A 21,330-nucleotide genomic window follows, 5' to 3' on the forward strand; every position below is an offset into this window, starting at 1 on the left:
GGGCTGTTTTCGCCAGCAGTCAGCAATGTAGCAAGTTCCTGCGAATCCCGTACTGGGCCGGAAATTCAGGTCATGCGCCGGCCGACAGGCCATCATGCATCGCACTGATAGCGGTGGATATGCCAATCACCTGGCGGTCAGCCCTGTTGCGCTTTACGTTCCAGTCGCCGGCTCGACTCGGACTGAAGGAAACGATTGACCCGCCTGTGCGGGACCGGCCGGCCCACGAGCACGGCCAGCCCCTGCATGCTGCACGGCGGCAACATCATTCGGCCTTGTAGCCCGAGGCCTTGATGGGCCGTTCCCAGCGCCTGAGCTCGGCGACCTGGGTCTCGCCGAGTTGCTGCGGGCCGGCGTAGTTTGCATTCAGGCCGATCTCGCGGATGCGCGCCTGGAGATCGGGCGCCTTGAGCACTTCGGCGATCGCGTCGGACAGGCGCTTGACCTTGTCGGCCGGCAGGCCTGCGGGGGCGAACAGGCCGACGAAGGCCTCAGCTGTGGCGTCGATGCCGGACTCCTTGAGCGTTGGCACGTCGGGCAGCGCCGGCGATCGCGCGTTACCCGTGACCGCGAGGATGCGCAGGCGGCCCGCGCGGTGATGCTCGATGGTCTCCGATATCGTGTCCACCATGATGGGAATCTGTCCGCCCAGCAGATCGGACACTGCTGGCGCGCCGCCCTTGTAGGCAACGTGCGTGAGCGGCACGCCTGAGGCCTGCGACAGCAGCACGCCCGCAAAGTGCGGCACGGTGCCTGCGCCCGAAGTACCGTAGTTGGCGCGGGCCGGGTTGGCCTTGAGCCAGTTCAGCACCGCGCGGATGTCGCCGGCCGGCGCCGCCGGACCCGCCGTCACCGCGAAGTCGAAGGTCACCACGCGCGCGATGGGCGTGAAGTCCTTCACCGGGTCATAGTTGAGGTGGTAGAGCCATGGCGAGATCACCAACGCGCCGCTGGGCGAAATGACCAGCGTGTTGCCGTCGGCCGGCGCGCGCTTTGCTTCCCCAAGCACCAGGCGACCGCCAGCTCCGGGCTTATTCTCGACGATCACCTGCTGGCCGAGCGGCAGGCGCAGGCGCTCGGCCAGCAGCCGCGCCACGACATCGACCGAGCCGCCGGGCGCGAAGCCGACCAGCAGCTTGAGGGGGGGCTTGTCCTGGGCAAGGGCGCCCATAGGCAGCGCGGCGGCCAGCGCCAAGGTTGCAGCCACCCGATTGAAAACGCGTCGCTTCATCATGCTGAGAGTCTCCTTGGTCAGCCGAAGTCGATCAGAAACCGAATACTCGCATGGCATTGCCCGAACGCACGGCGTCGCGCTGCGCGGCGGACAGCCGCTCCGTATTGGCGAAGGACCCGCGCGTGTCGTGAACCTGGTGCGGCCAGTCGGTGCCGAACATCACCCGGTCGGCCCCGACGACCGAGATCAGGAACTCCAGCGAAGCCGGGCTGTACGAGATGCAGTCGTAGTGGATGTGGCGCAGGTAGTCGATGGGCGTGCGCTGCATCTTGCGCCGCTGGGGGATCTCGACCTCGTGGCCCTTCCCGAAACGGCCGGCCAGGTAGGGCAACGCACCACCCGCATGCGAGGCGATGATCTTGAGGTTGGGGTATTGGTCGAAGAAGCCCTCGAAGATCATGCGCGTGATGGCGAGCGTGGTGTCGAACATGAAGCCCACGGACCAGCTCAGGTCGAACTTGGTCATGTCCATCAGGTCGGCGCCCGGCGGGTCGGTGGGGTGCACCAGCACCGGCAGCGCGCGGCGGTCGATTTCGGCCCAGATGGGCGCGAAGGCCGGGTCGGTCAGGCTGCGGCCGGCGATGTTGGCCAGCACCATGACGCCGCTCGCACCGTTGTCGCAGGTGCGCTTGAGCTCGTCGAGCGCGCGCTGCGGGTATTCCCACGGCAGCGAGGTGAACCAGCGCAGCCGGCTCGGGTGATCGGCCTGCGCCTGCGCCAGCGAATCGTTGGATTCGCGGGCCGCTTCGCAGCTGGTTTCCTCGTCGCCCCAGAACACATTGGGGCAAGTCAGCGACATGACAGAGATGTCGATGCCGGCCGCGTCCATGTGCTGGATGCGCAGGTCGTAGTCGAAGTGTCCTTTCTGTGGGATGACCACGGGCGTGTCGCCACGGAATACCTCGTGCTGGCCGTCGGGGCGCTGCTGGATGTTGTAGAGCCCGCCCTTGCGCTTGAGCAGCTCCAGCCAGGGCTTTGTGAAGATGTGGGTGTGAACATCGATGACAGGCATCTAGGGGGCTCCCGTGGTGTGTGAGTGACGGATGTCTAGACACTACTGTAGTGATCTGGCATAAACGTATTGGCAGATATCTTGATACCAGGATAAGTAAATACTTATGCCCGACCGACTCACCGCCCTGGCCCTTGAAACGCTGGGCCGCATGCGCTCGCGCCTGAAGGCGCGCCAGCTCAACCTGCTGGTCGCGCTGAACGAGTACGGCTCGCTCTCCCGCGTGGCGCAGGAATGGGGGGTGACCCAGCCCTACCTGACGCAGATGCTGGCCGAGGTCGAATCCATGATGGGCACGGCCCTGTTCACGCGGCAACGCGGTGGCGTCACGCCCACGCCGGTGGGGCGCATCGCGATCTCGCGCGCTTCGCGCCTGCTGGTCGACCTGCAGGACTGGGCCAACGACATGGCCGCAGCCCGCCTGGGCTTCACCGAGCGGCTCAGCATCGGCGTGATCCACTACCTGTCCGGCCAGTTGCTGTGCGACACGCTCTCGCACACGCGCGAGCAGGTCGGGCCGTTCGTGTTCTCGGTGGAGGAAGCCAGCAGCGACCGCCTGCTGGCGCTGCTTCGCGAGCACAGGCTCGAAGGCGTGGTGGCACGCGCGCGCGGCGCGGCACAGGTGCGTGACCTGCGCTGCGACATCCTGTTCCGCCAGCGCCCCGCGCTGGTGTGCCACCTCAAGACTGCCAGGCATCTGGGCAAGCGCGCGCTGGACTGGCACGAGCTCGCCACCATGGACTGGGTCCTGCCGCCCGCGGGCACGGCGCTGGGCGCCTCGGTGCTGGACCTGTTCCTGCACGTGGGCGAAGAGCCACCGGTGCCGGCCATCGAAACCCATTCGCTCAAGATCGTCGGCCGCATGATCGAGCGCAACCCGTCGATGGTGGCCATCGTGCCCGCCGACGTGGCGCACGATCTCTCCACCCGCGCGCACGTGGCCAGCGTGCCCTGCGACCTGGAGTGGCCGCTGCCGCCGGTGGCGCTTTACCGGCGCCAGGGTGCGGGTGACTCGCCCACCATGGCGACCTTTGTGCGCACGCTGAAGACCTTGTGCAAGGAACGGTTCTGATGACCGCCGCCGCTGCTTGCAAACTGTGATTCCGCGTCGCGTTGGCCGGCCCAGTTGCAAGCTTTCTCCTTTTTACAGTTGTTGCTGCACTTCACTTGTGGCTCATCGCCTGGTGCGCCTAGCGCAAGGCTGTTTCATGCCGCTTGAAGCTGTTGAGCGGGGCATAACGTCCCGTCCGAGAGCGCGGCAAGCCAAGCCGCGCTACGCCCATATCAATGCCGATGGCACCGCCATTGGCAGCGGCTGTTCGACCTCGCGTTCAGCCTGAATCGACACCTGAAGCCGGAAGGTTCCCCAATGACGTCCACCCGTACGGTCTCCTGTCGAGCTCCTGGATTTCCTATTTTTCTTTCCTGCGATTAGCTGTATAGTACTTCGATATTTCGAAGAAAATATCAAAGGAGACAGCGATGAACAGAAGTTTCCGATGCTGGCGGCGATCGCTGCTGGCAGCGTTGGCACTGGCGCCAGCACTCTCATTCGCGCAGGAAAAATTCCCTAGTCGGCCAATTACCTGGATCGTGCCGTTCACCCCGGGTGGCATCACCGACACGGCATCGCGCACCATCGCCAAGAAGATGTCGGAAACCCTGAAACAATCGGTGGTGGTGGAAAACCGCCCCGGGGCTGGCGGCATGGTCGGCACGGAAGTCGCGGCGCGCGCGCCGGCCGATGGCTACACATGGATCTATGGCACGCAGGGCACAATGGCGGCCAACCTGGCGCTGTACGGCAAGGTGCGCTACGACCCGTTGAAGGATTTCGCCCCAGTCCACGCGATCTCGGAAACATCCACGATCATGGTGGTCAACGCCTCGCGCCCCTACAAGACGGTCAAGGAACTGGTGGAATACGCCAAGCAGCATCCGGGCAAGGTCAACTTCGGATCGGCGGGCGCGGGTACCGGCACGCATTTGAGCGCCGAGTTGTTCCAGACCAGCGCCGGCGTGAAGCTAACCCACGTTCCGTACAAGGGCAGTTCGCCGGCGATCAACGATCTGCTGGGCGGCGTGGTGGACGTGATGTTCGACTATCCGAGCATCGTGATACCTCATATCCAGAGCGGAAAGCTGAGCGCGCTTGCCACGACCGGCAAAGAGCGTCTGGCGCTGCTGCCGACCGTGCCCACCATTGCGCAATCAGGTTACGCCATGGCGCAGGCCAGTAGCTGGTCCGGCATCCTGGTGCCGGCCGGCACGCCGCCACAGACCGTGGCGCTGATTGCGAAGGCGACGGAGGAAGCGCTGCGCGACCCCGAGGTACGCAAGTCGATCGAGCCATACGGCAGTATGCCGATGTACGGCCTGTCCGAAGCCAAGTTCGGCAGCTTCATCCAGGCCGAGATCGTGAAGTGGGGGGATGTGGTCAAGAAGTCCGGCGCCAAGCTGGACTGACCAACGGGCCATCCATGCGGGGCGCGGCCAAGGCCGGCGCCCCGCGATGCTTCAGGCCATACCCTCCAGCGTCACGGGGAACCCGGGCAACGGCCCGTTTTCCGTCTCCGTGATCCGCGCCCCCGATCTGGCTCGGGCTTGCACAACGGCCTCCGCAGCATCCAGCACCGGGAACACCGGCAGGTCCGCGTCGGCCAGACGCGCCATCAGCGCATCGGCGTCATACTCGACCACACATTCCGCCAGACGCGCATTGATCGCTTCGGCATGCGCGGTACGCGCGGCGTGGGTCGCGCAACATGCATCGTCGGCGGCGAACAGACCCAGCGAAGCATTCAGGCCGCGCCAGAAATGCTCCTCCAGCGCGGCGATGGTCAGGTAGCGGCCATCCCTGCAGCGGAACACGCCATAGGCCGGCTTGCCGCCCAGCATCGCACGCTGCGCATCGGACGTGGTCGCGGCCTTCTGGCGAAACAGCCCCAGCCGCGGCGCCATCCAATGCAGAACGCTGTCGGCGAGCGCCGCATCCAGATACTGACCGCGTCCGCTCACCGTGCGCTGGTAGAGCGCGGCCAGCAGCGCGGATAGCGCCGTGGATGCGCCGGCCAGATCCGCGATCGGCAGCATGGCCTGGTGCTCTGGAGGACCACCGGGCGCGCCAGCCAGTGATAACGCGCCCGCTGCTGCCAGGTAGTTGATGTCGTGACCTGGCAGCAGCGCATGCCGGCCGTCCTGGCCAAACCCGGTCAGCGACAGATAGATCAGCCGTGGGAACGGCTCGCGGAGGTTGTCGTAGTCCAGCCCGAGCCGGCGCATCACGCCTGGGCGATAGGATTCGATCACGATGTCCGCCTGCGCGATCTGCTCCCTCACCTCGGCCAGGCCACTATCGCTCTTCAGGTCGCAGAACAGGCTGCGTTTGCCACGATTGATCGCATCGAACAGCCCCGGCGCCATGCGCCGGGCATTGTCGCCGTGCGGGGGACGTTCGATCTTCACCACTTCGGCGCCCATGTCGACGAGGGACTGCGTCAGGAACGGGCCGGGAAGCAGTTCGGTCAAGTCGACAACGCGCACGCCCGCGAGCGGCGGGGCACTGGTCGCACGGGCCGCGCTCATTTCCCATCCTCCTCTTGCTCCATCACGATCACCGCATCGAGTGGCAGCGCCCCCTCCCCCGCGACGCCGACCCAAACCGGATTCAGATCCATCTCCACCAGCCGGTCGGCATGCGCGACGACGAAGTCCGACACCTTCACCAGCAGCGCCGTCAGTGCCGCGATGTCGTGCCTCGGCTTTCCGCGCGCGCCATCCAGCAACGGGAAACAGCGCACCTCGCGGATCATCCCCTCGGCCTCTGTGGCCGACAGCGGCAGCATGCGGCGCGATACGTCCTTGAAAACCTCCACGTAGATCCCGCCGAGGCCGAAGGTCAGGATGTGCCCAAACACCGGGTCACGCGAAACACCGATGAGTATCTCCAGACCGCCCGGCGCGGCCATATGTTCGAGCAGCAGACCGTCGATGCGCGCGTCAGGCACGTTGCGCGTGACCGATGCGTGAATATCTTGCCAGGCCGCCTCGAGCCCGGCTTCGTCGTGGATACCGACCACCACGCCCCCAACATCCGACTTGTGCTGGATCTGCGCGCTCACCACCTTGGCCACCAGCGGGTAACCCATCTCGCGCGCCAATACGCGCGCCTGCTCCAGCGTGGCCGCCACACGGGACGCGGGAACGGCGATGCCGGCTGCGCGCAGCATCGCCTTGCCCTCGGGCTCGGACAGGGCCCGCGTGGGCACCTCGGCGCGTGGCCGCGCGGCGGCCTGCAGCAGCGGCTCGAAGTCGATATCGGCGCGGGCCCGCCAGTCCGCATAGGCCATCCAGCGCTGCACCGCCTTGACGGCCTTGCTGATGCTGCGCACGGGCGCCAGGCCCGCATCGGCAAACACCTTGTAGGCATCGCCCTGGCGCTCGCTCATCCAGATCGGCAGCATCGGCACCGGGCTCTCTTCCTGCACCTGTGCCGTGATGTCGGCGGCCAGCTTGGTGATGGCCCCGTACTCGAGCGCCTGCGGCAGCAGCACCAGTGACACGTTCGGGTCTTGGCAAACCGCCTGCAGACAAGTCCGTGCCAGCTCCGGGTCAGCCATCACCGCGGTGGTGGTGTCGATGGGGTTGTCGATGGCCGCGTACGATGGCAGCGCTTCGCGCAGCACAGCGAGGGTCTGCGGCGCGAACTCGGCCAGCTTCAGTCCGGAATTTCCGACCATGTCGGCGCACAACGCCGCGGTGCCGCCCGACCCCGAGTAGATCGCAAGGGCACCGCCCTGGCGCGGCATGCCGCGCGCAAACAGCCAGGCGGTGTCGATCAGTTCGTCGATGTCATCGACCTCGACCACGCCAAGCTGGGCGAACACGGCGCTGTTGACCTCCGCCGAGCCGGTAATCGAAGCCGTGTGCGACTGCGCTGCCTTGCGCCCGTATTCGGAACGCCCCACCTTAAGCACCACCACCGGCTTGCCCTTGCGCGCCGCATGCTGCACGGCCGCGACGAACTTGCGGCCGTCATTGACCCCTTCGAGCAGCGTGGCGATGACCTTGATATCGGGCGCATCGGCCATGTAGTGGATGAAGTCGCTCACCTGCAGGTCGACCTCGTTGCCGCTGGAACTCCACAGCGCCACGCCGATGCCGCGATCCATCGCCTGCAGCACATTGCGGCCAAGGCCGCCCCCTTGCGTGGCCAGCCCCACCGGCCCGCCGCGAAGATCGTGCCGGAAGGACGGCGAGAACGTGAAGCCGAGCCGCTCCGTGATATTGGTCAGGCCCGGGCAGTTCGGTCCGTAGATGCGCATGCCCGTGCGCGCCACGATCTCCTTCATGGTCTGCTCGGCGGCCTTGCCCTCCTCACCGGCCTCGCCAAAGCCCGAAGTCAGGATGATCGCGAAGCGCACCCCTTTCTCGCCGCACTGTTCCAGTACCGCAAGCACATGCTCGGCGGGCACCGCCACCAGAGCGGTGTCGGGCACGGCCGGCAGCGACGCCACGTCGGGCCAGGCCTTGCGCCCGGCCACTTCCGGCTTGGTCGCGTTGATCAGGTACACATCGCCCAGAAAATCCGAATGGTCCAGCAGGTTCTCGAGCGCGCGGGCGCCAATGCTGCCACTGCGGTCACTGGCCCCGACCAGGGCGATGGAACGCGGGCTGACGAGCCGGGACAGGTCTTGGTATGTCTCCATGTTTTTTCTCTCGATGCGGAAGTCTGCGGAGCCCGGCGATACGCCGGGCGGAAAGGGCCTGGAGGCCCGGCGCGGCTGTTGCCGCTCAGGCGATGGCCGACATGCCCAGAATCTCGCGGCCGACGATCAGTGTCTGCACTTCGGTGGTGCCTTCTGGAATGGTGCCGCCACGCGTATCGCGGAAGATGCGTTCGATCGGGTAGTCGGTGGCGTAGCCCAGACCGCCGTGCACCTGCAGGGCCATGCTGGCCACCTCGTGCGCGGCCTCGGTCGCATACAACTTGGCAATCGACGCGGAGACACGCGTGTCCTCACCGCGGTCGAGCGCCATGGCGGCGCGATACCCGAGCGCACGGGCCGCTTCCACCCGGATCGTCATATCCACGATCATCTTCTGCACGAGCTGGAAACTGCCGATGGGACGGCCGAACTGCGTACGCGTCCTGGCGTAGTCAGTGGCGAGGTCGAGCGCGGACTGCGCCGCGCCCACGGCGCCCATCGCGATATTGACGCGCGCTCCGTCCAGGCCCTGCAGCATGCGCTTGAGCGCGCCGCCCTCCTCGCCCAGCAGGTTCTCGCGCGGCACGCGAATATTGTCGAAGCCGAGCTCGGCGGTGCCGGTACTGCGCAGCACCATGGTGTCGACGCGGCGCACCTCGTAAGGACTGACTTCGCGCTCGACCAGGAACGTCGACAACTGGCCTTCGCAGTTGTCGCTGTAGGTACGGGCCACCACGATGCCGAAGTCGGCAAACGCGCCGTTGGTAATCCAGAGCTTGCGGCCATTGAGCACGTAGTGGTCTCCGTCCAGGTCGGCACGCGCCTGGATCTGCGCGATGTTGGAACCGGTACCCGGCTCGCTGATCGCGGTAAACACCTTGCGCTCACAGGCCAGCAAGGGTTCGAGGAAGCGGGCCTTCTGATCCGGCGTGCCGACGGCAGCAAGCTTGGCGATCGGGCCGTTGGTAATGTTCAGGATGGTACGCAGCGAAAGCCAGGCGTAGCCGGCCTCCTCCATCATCATCGCCCAGGTGAGCTGGTCCAGCCCCATCCCGCCCTGTTCTTCGGACAGGCGCCCGCCGATGTAGCCGAACTGCGACAACCCCTTCAGGATCTCGAAGGGAAAGGTCTTCTCCTGATCATGCCGGCTGATCAGCGGTGCCACCTCCGCCTGCATGAATCGGCGAATGTTGTCGCGCAGCAGCCGCTGCTCGGGAGTTGCTTCGAAAAACATGGGTATCTCCTGTAAAAGCCCGGTTGAGAAATGCATGCGGCACCGGCGGCATTGCGTGCCAGGCACCGCCGATACAAAGCCGGACACAGGAACGGTCCCATGTGCCGGCCTAATCCTTCTGGGCGGCGGGAAAAACCAGCTCCCGCGCAGCCTCGATCACCTCCAGGTACTCGTCCTTGCGGCGATTGAATCGTTCGGTGGGGCCCGCCAGCGAGATCGCCAACGGTTCGTCGCCGATCAGCCCGGCCACCGCGATGGCGGTCACCCCTTCTCCGCCCTCGTCCTCGACCCACGCCCAGCCGCGCTCACGCACTTTGGCGATCTGCTTTTCCAGCACGACCGGATTGATTTCCGTCTTTGGACCCAGCTTGGGCAGCGCGCGCAGGCGTAACTGCCGCGCCGCGTCTTCCGGCGGCAGTACCGCCAGCAGCGCCTTGCCGAGCGCCGTGGCATGCAAGGCCAGGCGCTTGCCGACGCGCAGCACGTAACGCAATTCGTAGCGGCTTTCCTGGAAGCCGGTCACCCGCACGTGAGCGCCGTCGAGCCGGCCGCACAACGAGGTCTCGCCGGTCTTGCCAGTGAGGAACTCGGTGGCCTCGGCCGCCACGGCCGCCAGCGGATCGTTGCCGGCAATGGCTTCGCAGATCGAATGGAGCCGCGTGGTGGGATAGAAGCGGCGCGTGCGCGCGGTACGCATCAGATACCCCGTCTCGGTCAGCGTATGCAGCAGGTCCGAGCAGCTGCTCTCCGGCAGGTCGAGCAGGCGCGCAAGTTCCGAGTTGGAGAGCTCGCGCTTTTCGCGCGAGAACACCTCGAAAACGGCAAGACTGCGCGCGGCGGCAGGAACAAAGCTTGGCATGGGTTCTCCGAAATTCTCGTGATGACAGGGCGGCATCCGCCCAAAGCGCACAGTCTACGAGATTTCGTACGTTCTCCCGTGTTTGACATGGGGTATTACTACGATATACTGGATACTAATCCGACCTATCGTAGTTATGCAAGATAAAGATCGGCCGATGGCACCCGCGACGTCGCGCCGACGTGCAAGCACCCGCGCGCCCGATGGGCAAACAGATACTGAAGAGGAGACACGATGCAGACTGCGGAATCCCGCTCGCCTGAAACACAAGGGGCGCCATTCCTGGCCGTACTGCGCTGCGGCGCATGCGGCAAGCCCACCTACCCCGCTTCCGCCTATGGTTGCCAGTACTGCGGCGCCGAACCCGAGCGCGGCACGGTGGAACAGATGCCCGCGCGGGGCACGCTGCGCAACTACGTGACCGTGCATGCGCCGCTGGTGCGCGACATGCCGCCGCCATTCGTTGTCGGCGAGGTCGAGTTCGCGGAAGGCATACGCGAAGAAGTGCTGCTCGACGTGGTCAGCGAATCGGAACTGGCTCCGGGCATGACGGTGCAAGGCGTGATCCGCGCCGACGCCCCGTGCGGCGACCGTTATCCGCTGCGCTTCGCGCCCGCAAGCCAGGAGGTGCAACGATGAACCGCCTGCTTCAGCAAACCCCCGTCTACGTCATCGGCATCGGACTGCATCCGTACCAGTTCGCGTCGGATACCCCTTATGTCAGCCTCGGCCTGCGCGCGCTGCGCGAGGCGCTGGCGGACGCCGGCATTGCCTGGCCAGAGGTGCAGAGCGCGTACGTAGGCACGTCGGCGATCGGCATGGCAACCGGGCGCGTCATGTTCCGCCACCTGGGCTCCACCGGCCTCGCCGTGACGCAGGTGGAAAGCGCCTCGGCATCGGGCTGCTCGGCGTTCCGCCAGGCGTGCCTGGAGGTGGCGAGCGGCATCTCGGACGTGGTGGTGGCGATGGGGGTGGACAAGTTCGGCGATGGCCGCAAGGCCGCCGACAAGGACGGCCTGCCGCACCTTGCGCCGACCGCGACCATGCCGCCGGTGAAGTTCGCGCTGATGGCGCATGAATACCTGCGCCAGCACGGCCTGAAGCCCGAAGCGATGGCACGCGTCGCGGTCAAGAACCACGGCAATGCGGCGCTCAACCCGTATGCACAGTTCCGCAAACCCCGCACACTCGAGCAGGTCATGGCCTCGCCAAAGGTGGTGGGCGACCTGACGGTGCAGCAGTGCTGCCCGCGTGGCGACGGCGCCGCTGCCGTGATCGTGGTGTCGGAGGCGGCGATCAGGCGTCTCGGCCTGGACAAGCGCCGCGCCGTGCGCGTGCTGGCATCGGTGGCGAACAGCGAGGAGCTTGAGCACGGCGATTCGTCGGCAGCCGTCGACATGGTGCGCAAGTCCACCGCGCTGGCGTATGAGCAGGCCGGCATCGGCCCGCGCGACCTGAACCTGGTGGAACTGCACGAGGCCTTCTCGATCGAGGAGCTGGTCTACACGGAAGCCATGGACCTATGCGCGCCTGGAGAAGGGGCGGCGTGGCTCGAACGCGGCGCTTCGGCCATCGGCGGCCAATGCGCGGTCAATGCATCGGGCGGCCTGCTAGGCATGGGTCATCCGACCGGACCGACCGGTATCGGGCAGATCGCCGAGATCACGCGCCAGATTCGCGGCGAGGCACACGGACGGCAACACGCGGGCGCGCGCCTGGGGCTGGCTCACATGATCGGGCTCGGCTCGGTGGCCTTCGCCCACGTCCTGGCGGCATCGCACTGACTGCCCCCGCGGGGTGGCCGGCCGCACGTGCGACTGGCGAACCCTCACGCAAACATCGGCGCGAACATCATTCCAGGCAAGGAGACATCGATGCAGTTTGAAACCCTGTTGTACGAAGTGGTCGAGGGCGTGGCCATCATCCGGCTGAACCGCCCCGAGCGCATGAACACACTCGGCGGCTCCATGAAGCCGGATCTCGCCAAGGCGTTCTTCGAGGTGGCGCGGGACGACACCAGCGTTCGCTGCGTGGTGCTGACCGGCACCGGCGACAAGGCGTTCTGCGCCGGCGCGGACATCAAGGAGCGCGCGGGCGGCACGGCGCATCCCGCCGATTACTACGTCACGCAGCAGCGGACGCATGAGTTGTTCCGCGGCATCGAGGAATTTGAAAAGCCCGTGATTGCCGCCATCAACGGCGTGGCACTCGGAGGCGGCCTGGAACTGGCCCTGTGCGCCGACATCCGGCTGGCGGCGCGATCGGCGCGATTCGGCCTGCCCGAGATCAAGCTCGGCGTCATACCCGCCGCTGGCGGCACGCAGCGCCTGCCGCGCGTGGTCGGCCAGGCCGTGGCCAAGGAACTGATCTTCACCAGCGAACTGATCAGCGCCGACGCAGCGAAGGACATCCGCCTGGTGAACCGCGTGATCGACGATGACAAGCTGATGGACGAGGCACTGACGATGGCCAGGCGTATCGCCACGCAACCGCCGCTGGCCGTGCGCTTCGCCAAGCGGTCGGTCAACCTTGGCATGCAAGGCTCGGTCGACCTTGGCCTGCAGTTCGAGTGCTACGGCGCGGCCATGGTGATGGACAGCGAGGACAGGAAGGAAGGGATGCGCGCATTCGTCGAGAAGCGTGAACCCCGCTTCGTCGGGCGCTAAGCCGCACGCGAACGACATCGAAACATCGGAACATCGAAAACTGGAGGAGAACGGAATGGAACTGCATCTGCAAGGCAAAGTGGCCCTGGTGACTGGCGGTGGACAAGGCGTGGGTCGGCGCATCTGCCTGGAGCTCGCCGGCGAAGGTGTCAGCGTCGTGATCAACGACTACTTCCTGGAGCGCGCGCAGGCGGTGCAAAAGGAAATCGAAGCGGCAGGCGGCCAGGCGTTGGCCGTGCAGGCCGACATTGGCGACGCCGAGCAGGTGGAACGCATGTTCGCGCTGGCACGTGAGCGCTTCGGCGATGTCGACATCCTGGTGAACAACGCCGGCGTGACCGTGGCGCGTCGCACCAAGGGCGGCATGCCCCCGACGTTCATGGAAATGCCGGTGGAAGACTGGAAGGAAGTCGTCGACCTGAACGTCTATGGCGTGATGAACTGCTGCCACAGCGCCCTGCCCGGCATGCAGCGCAAGGGCGGCGGCAAGATCGTCAACATCATGTCCGAAGCCGGACGTGTCGGCGAGGCGCGCCTGGCAGTCTACTCCGGCGCCAAGGCCGCCATGCTGGGATTCGCCAAGGCGATCGCGCAGGAGCACGGCCGTGATCGCATCAACGTCAACACCATCGCACTGGGCGCGGTCTCGCACGAAGGCATCGCCAACGGCCCGCTGCATCCGTCGGCCACTCCCGAAACCGACGACCGTCTCAAGAAGATGCTTGGCGCCTATCCAATCGCACGCGGGCTGGGGAGGCTGTCACGGCCGGAAGATATTTCCGGCGTCGTGACATTCCTGGCATCGGATCGCGCGGCCTTCATCACCGGCCAGAGTCTCGGCGTGAGCGGCGGCTACGTGATGCTCTGACGCAGCTCTGACGCGCCGCATCCAGACATCCGATGGAGGAGAACACATGAGTTCGGCAGCATCCGGCCACGCGGCCGAAGGCATTTTCCGGACGCGGTTGGCCGCGCTGCTGGATATCCGCTATCCGATCCTGCTCGGCGGCATGCAACTCCTCGGCACGTCCGATGTGGTGGCGGCCGTGGTCAACGCAGGCGCGATGGGGTTCATCACCGCGCGTTCGTTCCCGAACCTCGACGCCTTTCGCGCCGATCTGCGCCGCTGCCGCACCCTGACCCGGGGCCGACACTTCGGCGTCAACGTCACGCTGTCGGCCCGCGAGGACCGCAACCGGCTGGCCGCGGCGTGGATCGACGTCGCACTGGAAGAAGGCGTGCGCGTATTCGAGAGCGCGGGCATGTCTCCCGAGCGACTGGTGGCGCCAATTCATGCCGGAGGTGGCCTGCTGATCCACAAGTGCCCGAGCGTGCGCCACGCGCTGACGGCACAGCGGCTTGGCGTGGATGCCATCGCGCTGGTGGGGCTTGAGGAAGGCGGACATCCTGGCGCCAACGAGTTGTCCGCCTTCGTCAATGGCGCGTTCGCGCTGGAACGCGTGGAGATCCCGCTCGCCATCGGCGGCGGCATCGGCAGCGGCCGTCAGATCGCCGCCGCGCTGGCGCTTGGTGCCGATGGCGTGGTGATGGGCAGCCGCTTCATGGTCGCCACAGAAATCGCCACCCACCGCGCGCTCAAGGAGCGCATCGCCGCGGCTGACGAGCATTGCTCGATTGCCATCCTGCGCAGCCTGAACGATACCTGGCGCGTGCTCGACAACGCCGCCGCGCGCGAGGTGCAACGCCTCGAAGCCGAGGGCGCCCGCACGCACGCGGCATTTGGCGACCTCATCCTGTCGTCGCGCACCCAGGAGCGCGTGTACCTGGGCGGAGAACCCGACGCCGGCATCGTCTCGCTCGGGCCGGCCGGCGGATTCGCCGATGCGATCGAACCGGCTGGAAGGATCATCGAGCGTCTGGTTGCGAATGCGTGCACTGCGTGCGAGGCCATGATGCAGCGCGTGGAGAGGGAGTGGGCGTGATGCGGCCTCATGTAGCCTACGTTCCGGCGACGCCACCTGCATCGGTCATCGAGTTGTTCTGCAATGCAGCCATGGTGGCCAGCAGACTGGCGTCGATATGCATGCCGGCTTGCTGCGGGGATCTGTGCGAACAGCCACGGTGAAATAATCAGCGCGCATGACCGACGTGATAAACGTCTTCTCGCCGATGACGACATAGTGGTGATAGTCGACACTTACGCAGACCAATCGTCCGCGTTAGCTCAGATACCTGCCTCTCAGATCTGGTCTGTCGGCTGTCTCTCATTGAGCGTGCGTTGCAGTCTCGGGCCCTGAAGGGCAACTATCGAAAACCACGTATGTCTCTTCAGGGTCGGGACGCGCCGACTGTCAGGTACCGGTCGGAAGGCCCATTCCGGCCATGAGGAGCCGTTCGGTTGCGCTTGTGCTGAGACACTCGAACGGCCGATCGAAGGCTCGAAGCACACAAATGGCTGCGCATACGTTGCAGTGTAGGTCCATGTGACAACCCCGACTCCTCTGCACCGGCACACACATCGTGCAAAATAATTTATAAATTATGATCTTGCAAACAAGATCATTGTTGATGTACATTTTGCAAATATGCCAGGGAGCGACATATGCCGGTGGCACGCACTTGATTTGGATGCAAAGTGAAAACGTCAGACCAGTTCGTGAGTGAACCAGAGTCCTCTCAGCCACCGCTGCCCACCGCGGCCGCAGGGGCGTATGAATGTACTGTCCTTGACTGGGCGAAACACCTACCGGAAAGCGTCGTCGCTTTGCGCGACCTCACCTACGGTACCGACCAGCAGCAGCGGTTCGATGTGTTCACGGCAAGAGGGTTCCGCGACGCGCCTGTCCTGATCTTCTGGCATGGTGGTGGCTGGACGAACGGCTACAAGGAATACGTCTCGTTCCTTGCGCCTATGGTGATAAGCCTTGGCATGGTCTTGGTGGCGCCCACGTATCGGCTGGCGCCGGCCCACAGCTTGCCCGCAGCGTTTGACGACGCGGTGCTGCTCCTGGCCACGGTGCAGAAGAGCATTGCCACTTGGGGCGGCTCTCCCTCTCAAGTGTATCTTTCAGGCCATTCGGCGGGCGGCGGTATTGCGGCAATGGCGGCGATGCGAAAGCCACAACTGCGCGCGATGGGCGTTGACCAGCAGGCCATTCGCGGTTGCCTGCCCATCAGTGGCATCATGAACCTGCACCACCCGAACCCGGCGCCCGGGAGTCTTGAGGAGCGGGTGTACACCGCATTGCTCGATTCGCAGGAGCTGGATGCGGCAATGAGTCCGCTGACGTGGTCTGCTGGCAATACCGTTCCGATGGTGCTCAGCTACGGCGAACATGACAGCGAGCGGGTGATCCGCTCCAATCTCGCCATGTACGCCATGCTGAGGATGCAGCCGGCACCCGTTGATTGCTACATGCTCGCGGGCGAGGATCATTTCCGCACACATACTGCGCTTTCCGACCCTTCCCACCCTTGGTATGCGCGGCTCGCGCAACTCGTCAAGGAGACCTCACAGTGAAGCAGGTCATTGAGACTGGCTTGCCCGCCCCGGCACAGCCATTTTCCTGGGCGACCCAGGCCGCAGGTCTGCTGTTCACGGCGCACGGTCCAGTCCGTCCGGACGGGTCGGTGGATACCGGCGATATCGCCCGGCAGGCGCGCCTGACGTTTGAGAACCTGAAGTTAGCGACCGAAGCAGCGGGCGCGGACCTGAACGATGTGGTGCAGGTGCTGATCACCCTGCTGGAAGCCGTTGACGTGCCGGTAGTCGATGCGGTCTATAGAGAGTTCTTTGCCCCGCCTTATCCAAATCGTTCGACGGTGATCGCCAAGGCATTGGTAGTGCCAGGCATGCGCATCGAAATCGTGGCCTACGTCGCGCTGCCCGACAAGCCCTGAAATTAGGGCTAGTCGGCAAAGCGCTTGCTGAGGACTTCGGCCGTGCGCATCAGGTGGTGCCGCAGCAGCGCGGAGGCCTTCTCCGTGTCGCGCGCGAGCACCGCCTCCATGAGGTCCAGGTGTTCCTTCAACACGTCGTCGGCCAGTTCCTTGCTCGAGCGCGGGTAGGCAAGGCGAATTCGACGATACCGCTCAGAATGGTCGACCAGTTGTTCGTCGATGCGCAGTAGCCACTTCGACGTAGCCGCTGCAACCAGCGCGAGGTGAAAGCGCCGGTGAGCCGTTTCCCACAGTTCCACTGCGACCGTGTCCGATGCATCGGTCGGCAGCCGCGCTCTGGTCAGCTTGTAATAGGCGGCCATGATGTTCGCGCCCCAGTCATCGTCGCCATGCTCAATGGCATCGGCCAGCAGGAGCAGTTCGATCGAGGTGCGCGCATGCATCAGATCGAGCAGATCACTCCTGGAGAGCTTGGTCACGCTGAAGCCCCTTTGTCCCTCATTGCTGACTAGTCCTTCGCCGCAGAGGAGCATTAGGGCCTCGCGGATCGGGCTCACGCCGAGTTCGTAGCGTTCCTGCAATGCCTGCAGGCGAAGCTTTTCTCCAGGGGGCAGGCTGCCCGCAATGATGTCTGCGCGCAGCAGTTGATACGCCTTCTCGGAAATGGTCTGGGTTGGCGCCGGCTCTGCGTGCTGCAGCCTGCGCGGCAAATCGGAAGTCCGCATGATTTGTTGTTGGATGGATGAGCGGCAAGGGCTGGCCGGTATCTATAGGACACCTGCAATTTCATAAATTTACCTCCAACAACGAAATTTTGCACTATCCGGAGACCAGAGCGGGTGCCGCCGATCGGTAGGATTACCAATTCGGGCCTGAATTTCGCCCGTGTGCAGCCGGAAAAGAGCCATTTCCGCACCCTTTGCCTACGCAGGGTAAACGCCATCTTTTATTCAATAAATCTAAATTTATAATTTCTACGGGTTTTCATTGAAACGTTGTTTCATATATGAACATGGTGCGGTAAGCGCCGGAATTGCTGTGAGGCCCGGCGGGCCGCAATGCACCTAGAGGAGTTGGATCACATGAAGAAATCCGCGAGACGCCGGGCATTGGTTGGCCTGGCAGCGATTACCACCCTACTTGCGGCGGGCGGAGCCACTGCGCAGGGCAGCTATCCAACCAAGCCGGTCACGCTTCTCGTGGCCTATCCAGCCGGCGGCGATACTGATGTGCTGGCACGCCTCTTTGCCGAGAAGCTGACTGCGCGGCTTGGGCAGCCCGTCGTGGTGGAGAACCGCACCGGCGCCGGCGGAACCATTGGCACGGCTTACGTGGCAAAGGCTGCGCCGGATGGCTATACGCTGCTGTTCGCCCCGAACACAATCTCAATCTCTCCGCACGTGCTGCGGCCCGGCACGGGCGCCTCCTACGACCCGCGCAAGGATCTGACGCCGATCACGCTACTTGGCACGCAATCGCTGTTCGTTGTGGTCAATAAGGCCGCCGGTGTCACCCGGATGGAAGACTTCGTCACGCATGCTAAAGCCGGTACGCTGAAAACCTATGGCAGTCCGGGCAACGGGTCGCCAATGCACATACTGGCGGAACTGTTCAACAAATCGGCCGGCATCAAGCTCACCCAGATCCCCTACCGCGGCAGCGCCCCCGCGGTGGTCGACTTGCTGGGCGGGCAGGTGCCGATGATGTACTCCACGCTTGGGCCGGTGTCCCAGTACTTCCCGTCGGGCAAGCTGATTCCGCTGGCCGTCGCGGATAAGAAGCGTTCGCCATTCGCGCCGAACGTGCCGTCCCTGGCCGAGCTTGGCTACAAGGATGTCGAGGTTGGTGCCTGGCAGGCCGTGGTGGGTCCGAAGGGCATGTCCCCGGAACTGGTTCTGACGCTGAACAAGCACTTCAACGACATCCTGAAGATGCCGGACGTCGTCGCCAGGATGGCAACGGTTGCCGTGACGCCGCAGGGCAGCGACCCAGCCTCCCTTGGCAAGCTGATCGCTGCTGACTACGAGCGCTATGGCCGGATCGTCAAGGAATTCGGCATTCAGGCCGACTGAGGAGCTGCCATGACGATATTAGTCACCGGCGCCGGCCTGATCGGCCGTCTGACCGCCGCACAGTTGCTGGCCCGGGGAGAATCTGTGCTGCTCGCCGACGTGAGGCGGCCCGATTCCGCTGAACTGGGCGCGCTGCCGCTGGCATTGTGCGATGTGACCGACTACGACGCATTGTCCCGCCTGGTGGACGAGCATGGGGTCACCGCTATCGTCCATACGGCGGCCTTGCTTTCCACTGCCATTCGCAAGGATCCACTCGCCGGCATCCGGGTCAATACGATGGGAACGGCAAACGTTCTTGAGCTGGCACGCCAGCGTAAGCTCTCGCGTGTCGTGATTGCCAGCTCGACCACCGTCATGTACTCAGCCTTCCCGTCCCTGCCTGCCACACCGATCGCCGAGGATTTCCCGTTGCGGGTCCTCAGCGAACGGCCTGGCAGTATCTATGCGGCCACCAAGCTGGCTGGCGAGCATCTCGCGCTCGCCTACGCCTCGCTCTATGACGTCGATGCGGTCGTGCTGCGCTACGGCGCTGTGCTCGGCGCGGGACGGGACGCGGTCACCAGTGTGCCGGGCCGGTTACTGGCCACGCTGCTCGAAGCCGGACGCACCGGAGTGTCTGCAAGGCTGGACGACTCGATCCTGTTGTGGAACGGCTGTGAGGAATTTATCGATGCCCGGGACTGCGCTATCGCCAACATCGCTGCACTGACCGCACCGGCGCCGCGCCAACGCGTGTACAACATCGCTACCGGCGAATGGTTCTCGGTTGAAGCGTTCATCGATGTCGTGCGCCAATGTTATCCGGCGCTGCAGACCACCGAGCTCAGGCTGCCCGAGGGCGGCTTTGCCGGATTTCCGTATGCACGACCGGCGCCGTCCGACGTCAGTGCCGCTCGCCGAGAAATCGGCTTCAAGGCCACCTATTCGCTACTAGAGACCACGCGGCACTTCGCGGCAACGCTGTAGATCTGCGCCGCACCCGACGGGATCCCAACCAGGAGCAGGCTCACAGTCCACCAGCTGATTGGCGCCCTCGTGCGCGCCACGCTCAAATTTAGATATTCCATAAATATTTGCATATTTTAAAAAATTTAGAATGAAAACCGACATGGGAATGAAGCGGGCGATGTTGGCAAGATGCGTGCTCGGCGCGGCGGTGGCATTCGGCGCAGGTGGGCACTCGATCTATGCCGCGGCGCAGTCGTCCAGCGTGAATCTGTATGGCGTAGCGGACGTCGGGCTGGTACACGAAAACGGCGCGGCAGCTGGTTCGGTAACAAAGGTCACGAGCGGCATGATGTCAGGCTCGCGCGTTGGCATGCGCGGACGCGAGGAATTAGGCGGGGGCACGGCAGCGTTCTTTACGCTGGAAGCCGGCATCCTGATGGATACTGGCACATCAGGTCAGGGCGGCCTACTGTTCGGCAGGCAGGCCTACGTCGGACTCGACGCATTGCCGGGCCGCATCACGATGGGGCGGCAATACACAACGCTGGCGCTGGCACAAGTGGAGTTCGATCCGTTTGTGACTGGCTTGGCCGGCACGTCTGCAAACCTGATTTCAGCCGGCGGTCGAGGCGGCAGCAACCGCGTCGACAACGCCCTTAAATACAACCTGCCGGGCACACTCGGCGGCCTCGATGGCGAACTCTCCTATAGCTTTGGCGAAGTGCCCGGCAGCGCGGCCACCAACAGCCAGTTTGGCGCGGCACTCGGTTACTCGGGGGGGAACTTCCAGGGGCGTGTTGCATACGCGGACGCCCATGACGCCAACGGCCCTGGCAGGAATGCACGGGAAGTGTTCTTCGGTGCCAAGTACGACTTCGGGCTCGCGACGGGCTACTTCAACTACGTGATCAACCGGGGCGCCATCGTACCGGGCACGCCCAACTTCAAATCGGAAGACGTGTTGGTGGGGGCTTCGATTCCAGTCGGCGCCGGGCGGGTCGTGACGTCATACATCTACAAGAACGATCGGACCGACGCCAACAACGATGCCCATCAGTTTGCAATCGGCTACGTACATAGCCTCTCCAAGCGGACCAGGCTCTATACGTCCTACGCTCACATCTGGAACCGCGCGGCGAACACGGCCAAGTCCGGCTTCTACCGCGTATGGAATGCCAATGACGTCGGCAACCCACTCGCCGGAAACTCTGCCTTCAACGTTGGCATCAACCACAACTTCTGACCTCTCTGCCGCCTACCGTCCGGTGGGGTAGTGCCCACCGGCCTTCTTGCCCGATGCCAGCCAATGCTCGCATCGGGCCTTTCTCCGAGGCAGGCACCTGATTAAAGAGCGCAGGCCTGATCATGTTGTTGCTGGTTCTGTTGCATTCAACGGCAGGCATGCCCGATAAGGTGCCGGCGACGACTCCTACCTCGATGACCGCTTGAATCTCAAAAGCTGCCGTTGGTCGTTTTTGAAAGCGAAGTCCGATATGGGTCGGGAGCGGAAGTTCGACGCCGCGGCGGAGGTCGGCGACCGATGGACTTCCGGGTTCGGCCATCTCCGGACGCTCGCCTTTCGCTTCACTCCAACATTCGAGCGGCGGTTGTGCCTTGGAAAACGCCATTGTAGGTGCGCATTACAGGTGGACTCTAATCTGCTGTGCGATATGTCCGAGTGCCTCGTATTCGAAGCGAAGCATGATCTCGCCTGCTCACATGGCCACGGCGGC

The 21,330-nt window shown here is 64.5% G+C and carries 20 protein-coding genes; 12 read left to right on the forward strand and 8 right to left on the reverse strand.

The genetic code is table 11. The annotated features are described in order from the left end of the window. Positions 1-265 precede the first annotated feature (265 nt). The gene (locus tag AC3WVS_RS07300; protein ID WP_492318023.1) at positions 266-1,234 is read right to left on the reverse strand and encodes a Bug family tripartite tricarboxylate transporter substrate binding protein; all 969 of its coding nucleotides are present in this window, start codon (positions 1,232-1,234) and stop codon (positions 266-268) included. Between the two features lie 31 nt (positions 1,235-1,265). Further along, complete coding sequence (locus tag AC3WVS_RS07305; protein ID WP_010812600.1) at positions 1,266-2,246, reverse strand: amidohydrolase family protein; 981 nt, start codon at positions 2,244-2,246, stop codon at positions 1,266-1,268. Between the two features lie 106 nt (positions 2,247-2,352). Here AC3WVS_RS07305 and AC3WVS_RS07310 point away from each other — a divergent pair, with 106 nt between their 5' ends. Together AC3WVS_RS07310 and AC3WVS_RS07315 are read left to right on the forward strand one after the other, a co-directional pair. Further along, positions 2,353-3,318, forward strand: coding sequence for a LysR family transcriptional regulator (locus tag AC3WVS_RS07310; protein WP_492318024.1), 966 nt, complete (start codon positions 2,353-2,355; stop codon positions 3,316-3,318). A 410-nt stretch (positions 3,319-3,728) separates the two neighbouring features. After that, on the forward strand, positions 3,729-4,712 hold the full coding sequence (locus tag AC3WVS_RS07315; protein WP_492318025.1) for a Bug family tripartite tricarboxylate transporter substrate binding protein: 984 nt from the start codon (positions 3,729-3,731) through the stop codon (positions 4,710-4,712). A gap of 51 nt (positions 4,713-4,763) precedes the next feature. On the opposite strand, the gene AC3WVS_RS07320 is transcribed toward AC3WVS_RS07315, so the two are convergent. The 4 genes from AC3WVS_RS07320 to AC3WVS_RS07335 form a co-directional block, all read right to left on the reverse strand. Continuing rightward, a complete protein-coding gene (locus AC3WVS_RS07320; RefSeq protein ID WP_492318026.1) occupies positions 4,764-5,831 on the reverse strand; it encodes a CaiB/BaiF CoA transferase family protein in 1,068 nt (355 codons plus the stop codon). Continuing rightward, positions 5,828-7,954, reverse strand: coding sequence for an acetate--CoA ligase family protein (locus AC3WVS_RS07325; protein WP_492318027.1), 2,127 nt, complete (start codon positions 7,952-7,954; stop codon positions 5,828-5,830). The genes AC3WVS_RS07320 and AC3WVS_RS07325 overlap by 4 nt, the downstream gene beginning before the upstream one ends. 85 nt (positions 7,955-8,039) lie before the next feature. Next, entirely contained in the window at positions 8,040-9,188 is a 1,149-nt protein-coding gene (locus AC3WVS_RS07330; RefSeq protein WP_492318028.1) for an acyl-CoA dehydrogenase family protein, read from the reverse strand. A gap of 109 nt (positions 9,189-9,297) precedes the next feature. Further along, on the reverse strand, positions 9,298-10,047 hold the full coding sequence (locus AC3WVS_RS07335) for an IclR family transcriptional regulator (RefSeq protein WP_492318029.1): 750 nt from the start codon (positions 10,045-10,047) through the stop codon (positions 9,298-9,300). 234 nt (positions 10,048-10,281) lie between these two features. Here AC3WVS_RS07335 and AC3WVS_RS07340 point away from each other — a divergent pair, with 234 nt between their 5' ends. The 7 genes from AC3WVS_RS07340 to AC3WVS_RS07370 all read left to right on the forward strand — a co-directional run bounded on the left by AC3WVS_RS07340 (position 10,282) and on the right by AC3WVS_RS07370 (position 16,574). Then, a complete protein-coding gene (locus AC3WVS_RS07340; RefSeq protein ID WP_492318030.1) occupies positions 10,282-10,686 on the forward strand; it encodes a Zn-ribbon domain-containing OB-fold protein in 405 nt (134 codons plus the stop codon). Further along, a complete protein-coding gene (locus AC3WVS_RS07345; protein WP_492318031.1) occupies positions 10,683-11,831 on the forward strand; it encodes a thiolase family protein in 1,149 nt (382 codons plus the stop codon). Before AC3WVS_RS07340 ends, AC3WVS_RS07345 begins: the two co-directional genes overlap by 4 nt. A gap of 90 nt (positions 11,832-11,921) precedes the next feature. Then, entirely contained in the window at positions 11,922-12,713 is a 792-nt protein-coding gene (locus AC3WVS_RS07350) for an enoyl-CoA hydratase/isomerase family protein (RefSeq protein ID WP_492318032.1), read from the forward strand. A gap of 55 nt (positions 12,714-12,768) precedes the next feature. Continuing rightward, positions 12,769-13,581: an SDR family NAD(P)-dependent oxidoreductase gene (locus AC3WVS_RS07355; RefSeq protein ID WP_492318033.1), complete on the forward strand. Its 813-nt coding sequence runs from the start codon at positions 12,769-12,771 to the stop codon at positions 13,579-13,581. Between the two features lie 46 nt (positions 13,582-13,627). Beyond that, positions 13,628-14,656 (forward strand): NAD(P)H-dependent flavin oxidoreductase, encoded by a 1,029-nt coding sequence (locus AC3WVS_RS07360; RefSeq protein WP_492318034.1) that lies wholly within the window; start codon positions 13,628-13,630, stop codon positions 14,654-14,656. A 782-nt stretch (positions 14,657-15,438) separates the two neighbouring features. Further along, positions 15,439-16,194 carry an alpha/beta hydrolase gene (locus AC3WVS_RS07365; RefSeq protein WP_492318035.1) on the forward strand — a complete coding sequence of 252 codons (756 nt, stop codon included), beginning with the start codon at positions 15,439-15,441 and terminating at the stop codon, positions 16,192-16,194. Further along, the gene (locus AC3WVS_RS07370; RefSeq protein WP_492318036.1) at positions 16,191-16,574 is read left to right on the forward strand and encodes a RidA family protein; all 384 of its coding nucleotides are present in this window, start codon (positions 16,191-16,193) and stop codon (positions 16,572-16,574) included. The genes AC3WVS_RS07365 and AC3WVS_RS07370 overlap by 4 nt, the downstream gene beginning before the upstream one ends. Positions 16,575-16,582: 8 nt before the next feature. On the opposite strand, the gene AC3WVS_RS07375 is transcribed toward AC3WVS_RS07370, so the two are convergent. Then, positions 16,583-17,299: an FCD domain-containing protein gene (locus AC3WVS_RS07375; RefSeq protein ID WP_492318037.1), complete on the reverse strand. Its 717-nt coding sequence runs from the start codon at positions 17,297-17,299 to the stop codon at positions 16,583-16,585. Between the two features lie 357 nt (positions 17,300-17,656). Between AC3WVS_RS07375 and AC3WVS_RS07380 the strand changes: the two genes are divergently transcribed. The 3 genes from AC3WVS_RS07380 (at position 17,657) to AC3WVS_RS07390 (ending at position 20,840) form a co-directional block, all read left to right on the forward strand. Beyond that, positions 17,657-18,646 (forward strand): Bug family tripartite tricarboxylate transporter substrate binding protein, encoded by a 990-nt coding sequence (locus AC3WVS_RS07380; protein ID WP_492318038.1) that lies wholly within the window; start codon positions 17,657-17,659, stop codon positions 18,644-18,646. A 9-nt stretch (positions 18,647-18,655) separates the two neighbouring features. Continuing rightward, positions 18,656-19,615, forward strand: a complete 960-nt coding sequence (locus AC3WVS_RS07385) for an NAD-dependent epimerase/dehydratase family protein (RefSeq protein ID WP_492318039.1) — start codon at positions 18,656-18,658, stop codon at positions 19,613-19,615. Between the two features lie 130 nt (positions 19,616-19,745). Next, positions 19,746-20,840 (forward strand): porin, encoded by a 1,095-nt coding sequence (locus tag AC3WVS_RS07390; RefSeq protein WP_492318040.1) that lies wholly within the window; start codon positions 19,746-19,748, stop codon positions 20,838-20,840. On the opposite strand, the gene AC3WVS_RS07395 is transcribed toward AC3WVS_RS07390, so the two are convergent. Then, complete coding sequence (locus tag AC3WVS_RS07395) at positions 20,824-21,225, reverse strand: hypothetical protein (protein ID WP_492318041.1); 402 nt, start codon at positions 21,223-21,225, stop codon at positions 20,824-20,826. The two genes, AC3WVS_RS07390 and AC3WVS_RS07395, sit on opposite strands and share 17 nt — an antisense overlap. Positions 21,226-21,330 lie beyond the last annotated feature (105 nt).

It is taken from the genome of Cupriavidus sp. CPT47-8839-RL05A (genome assembly GCF_058792255.1).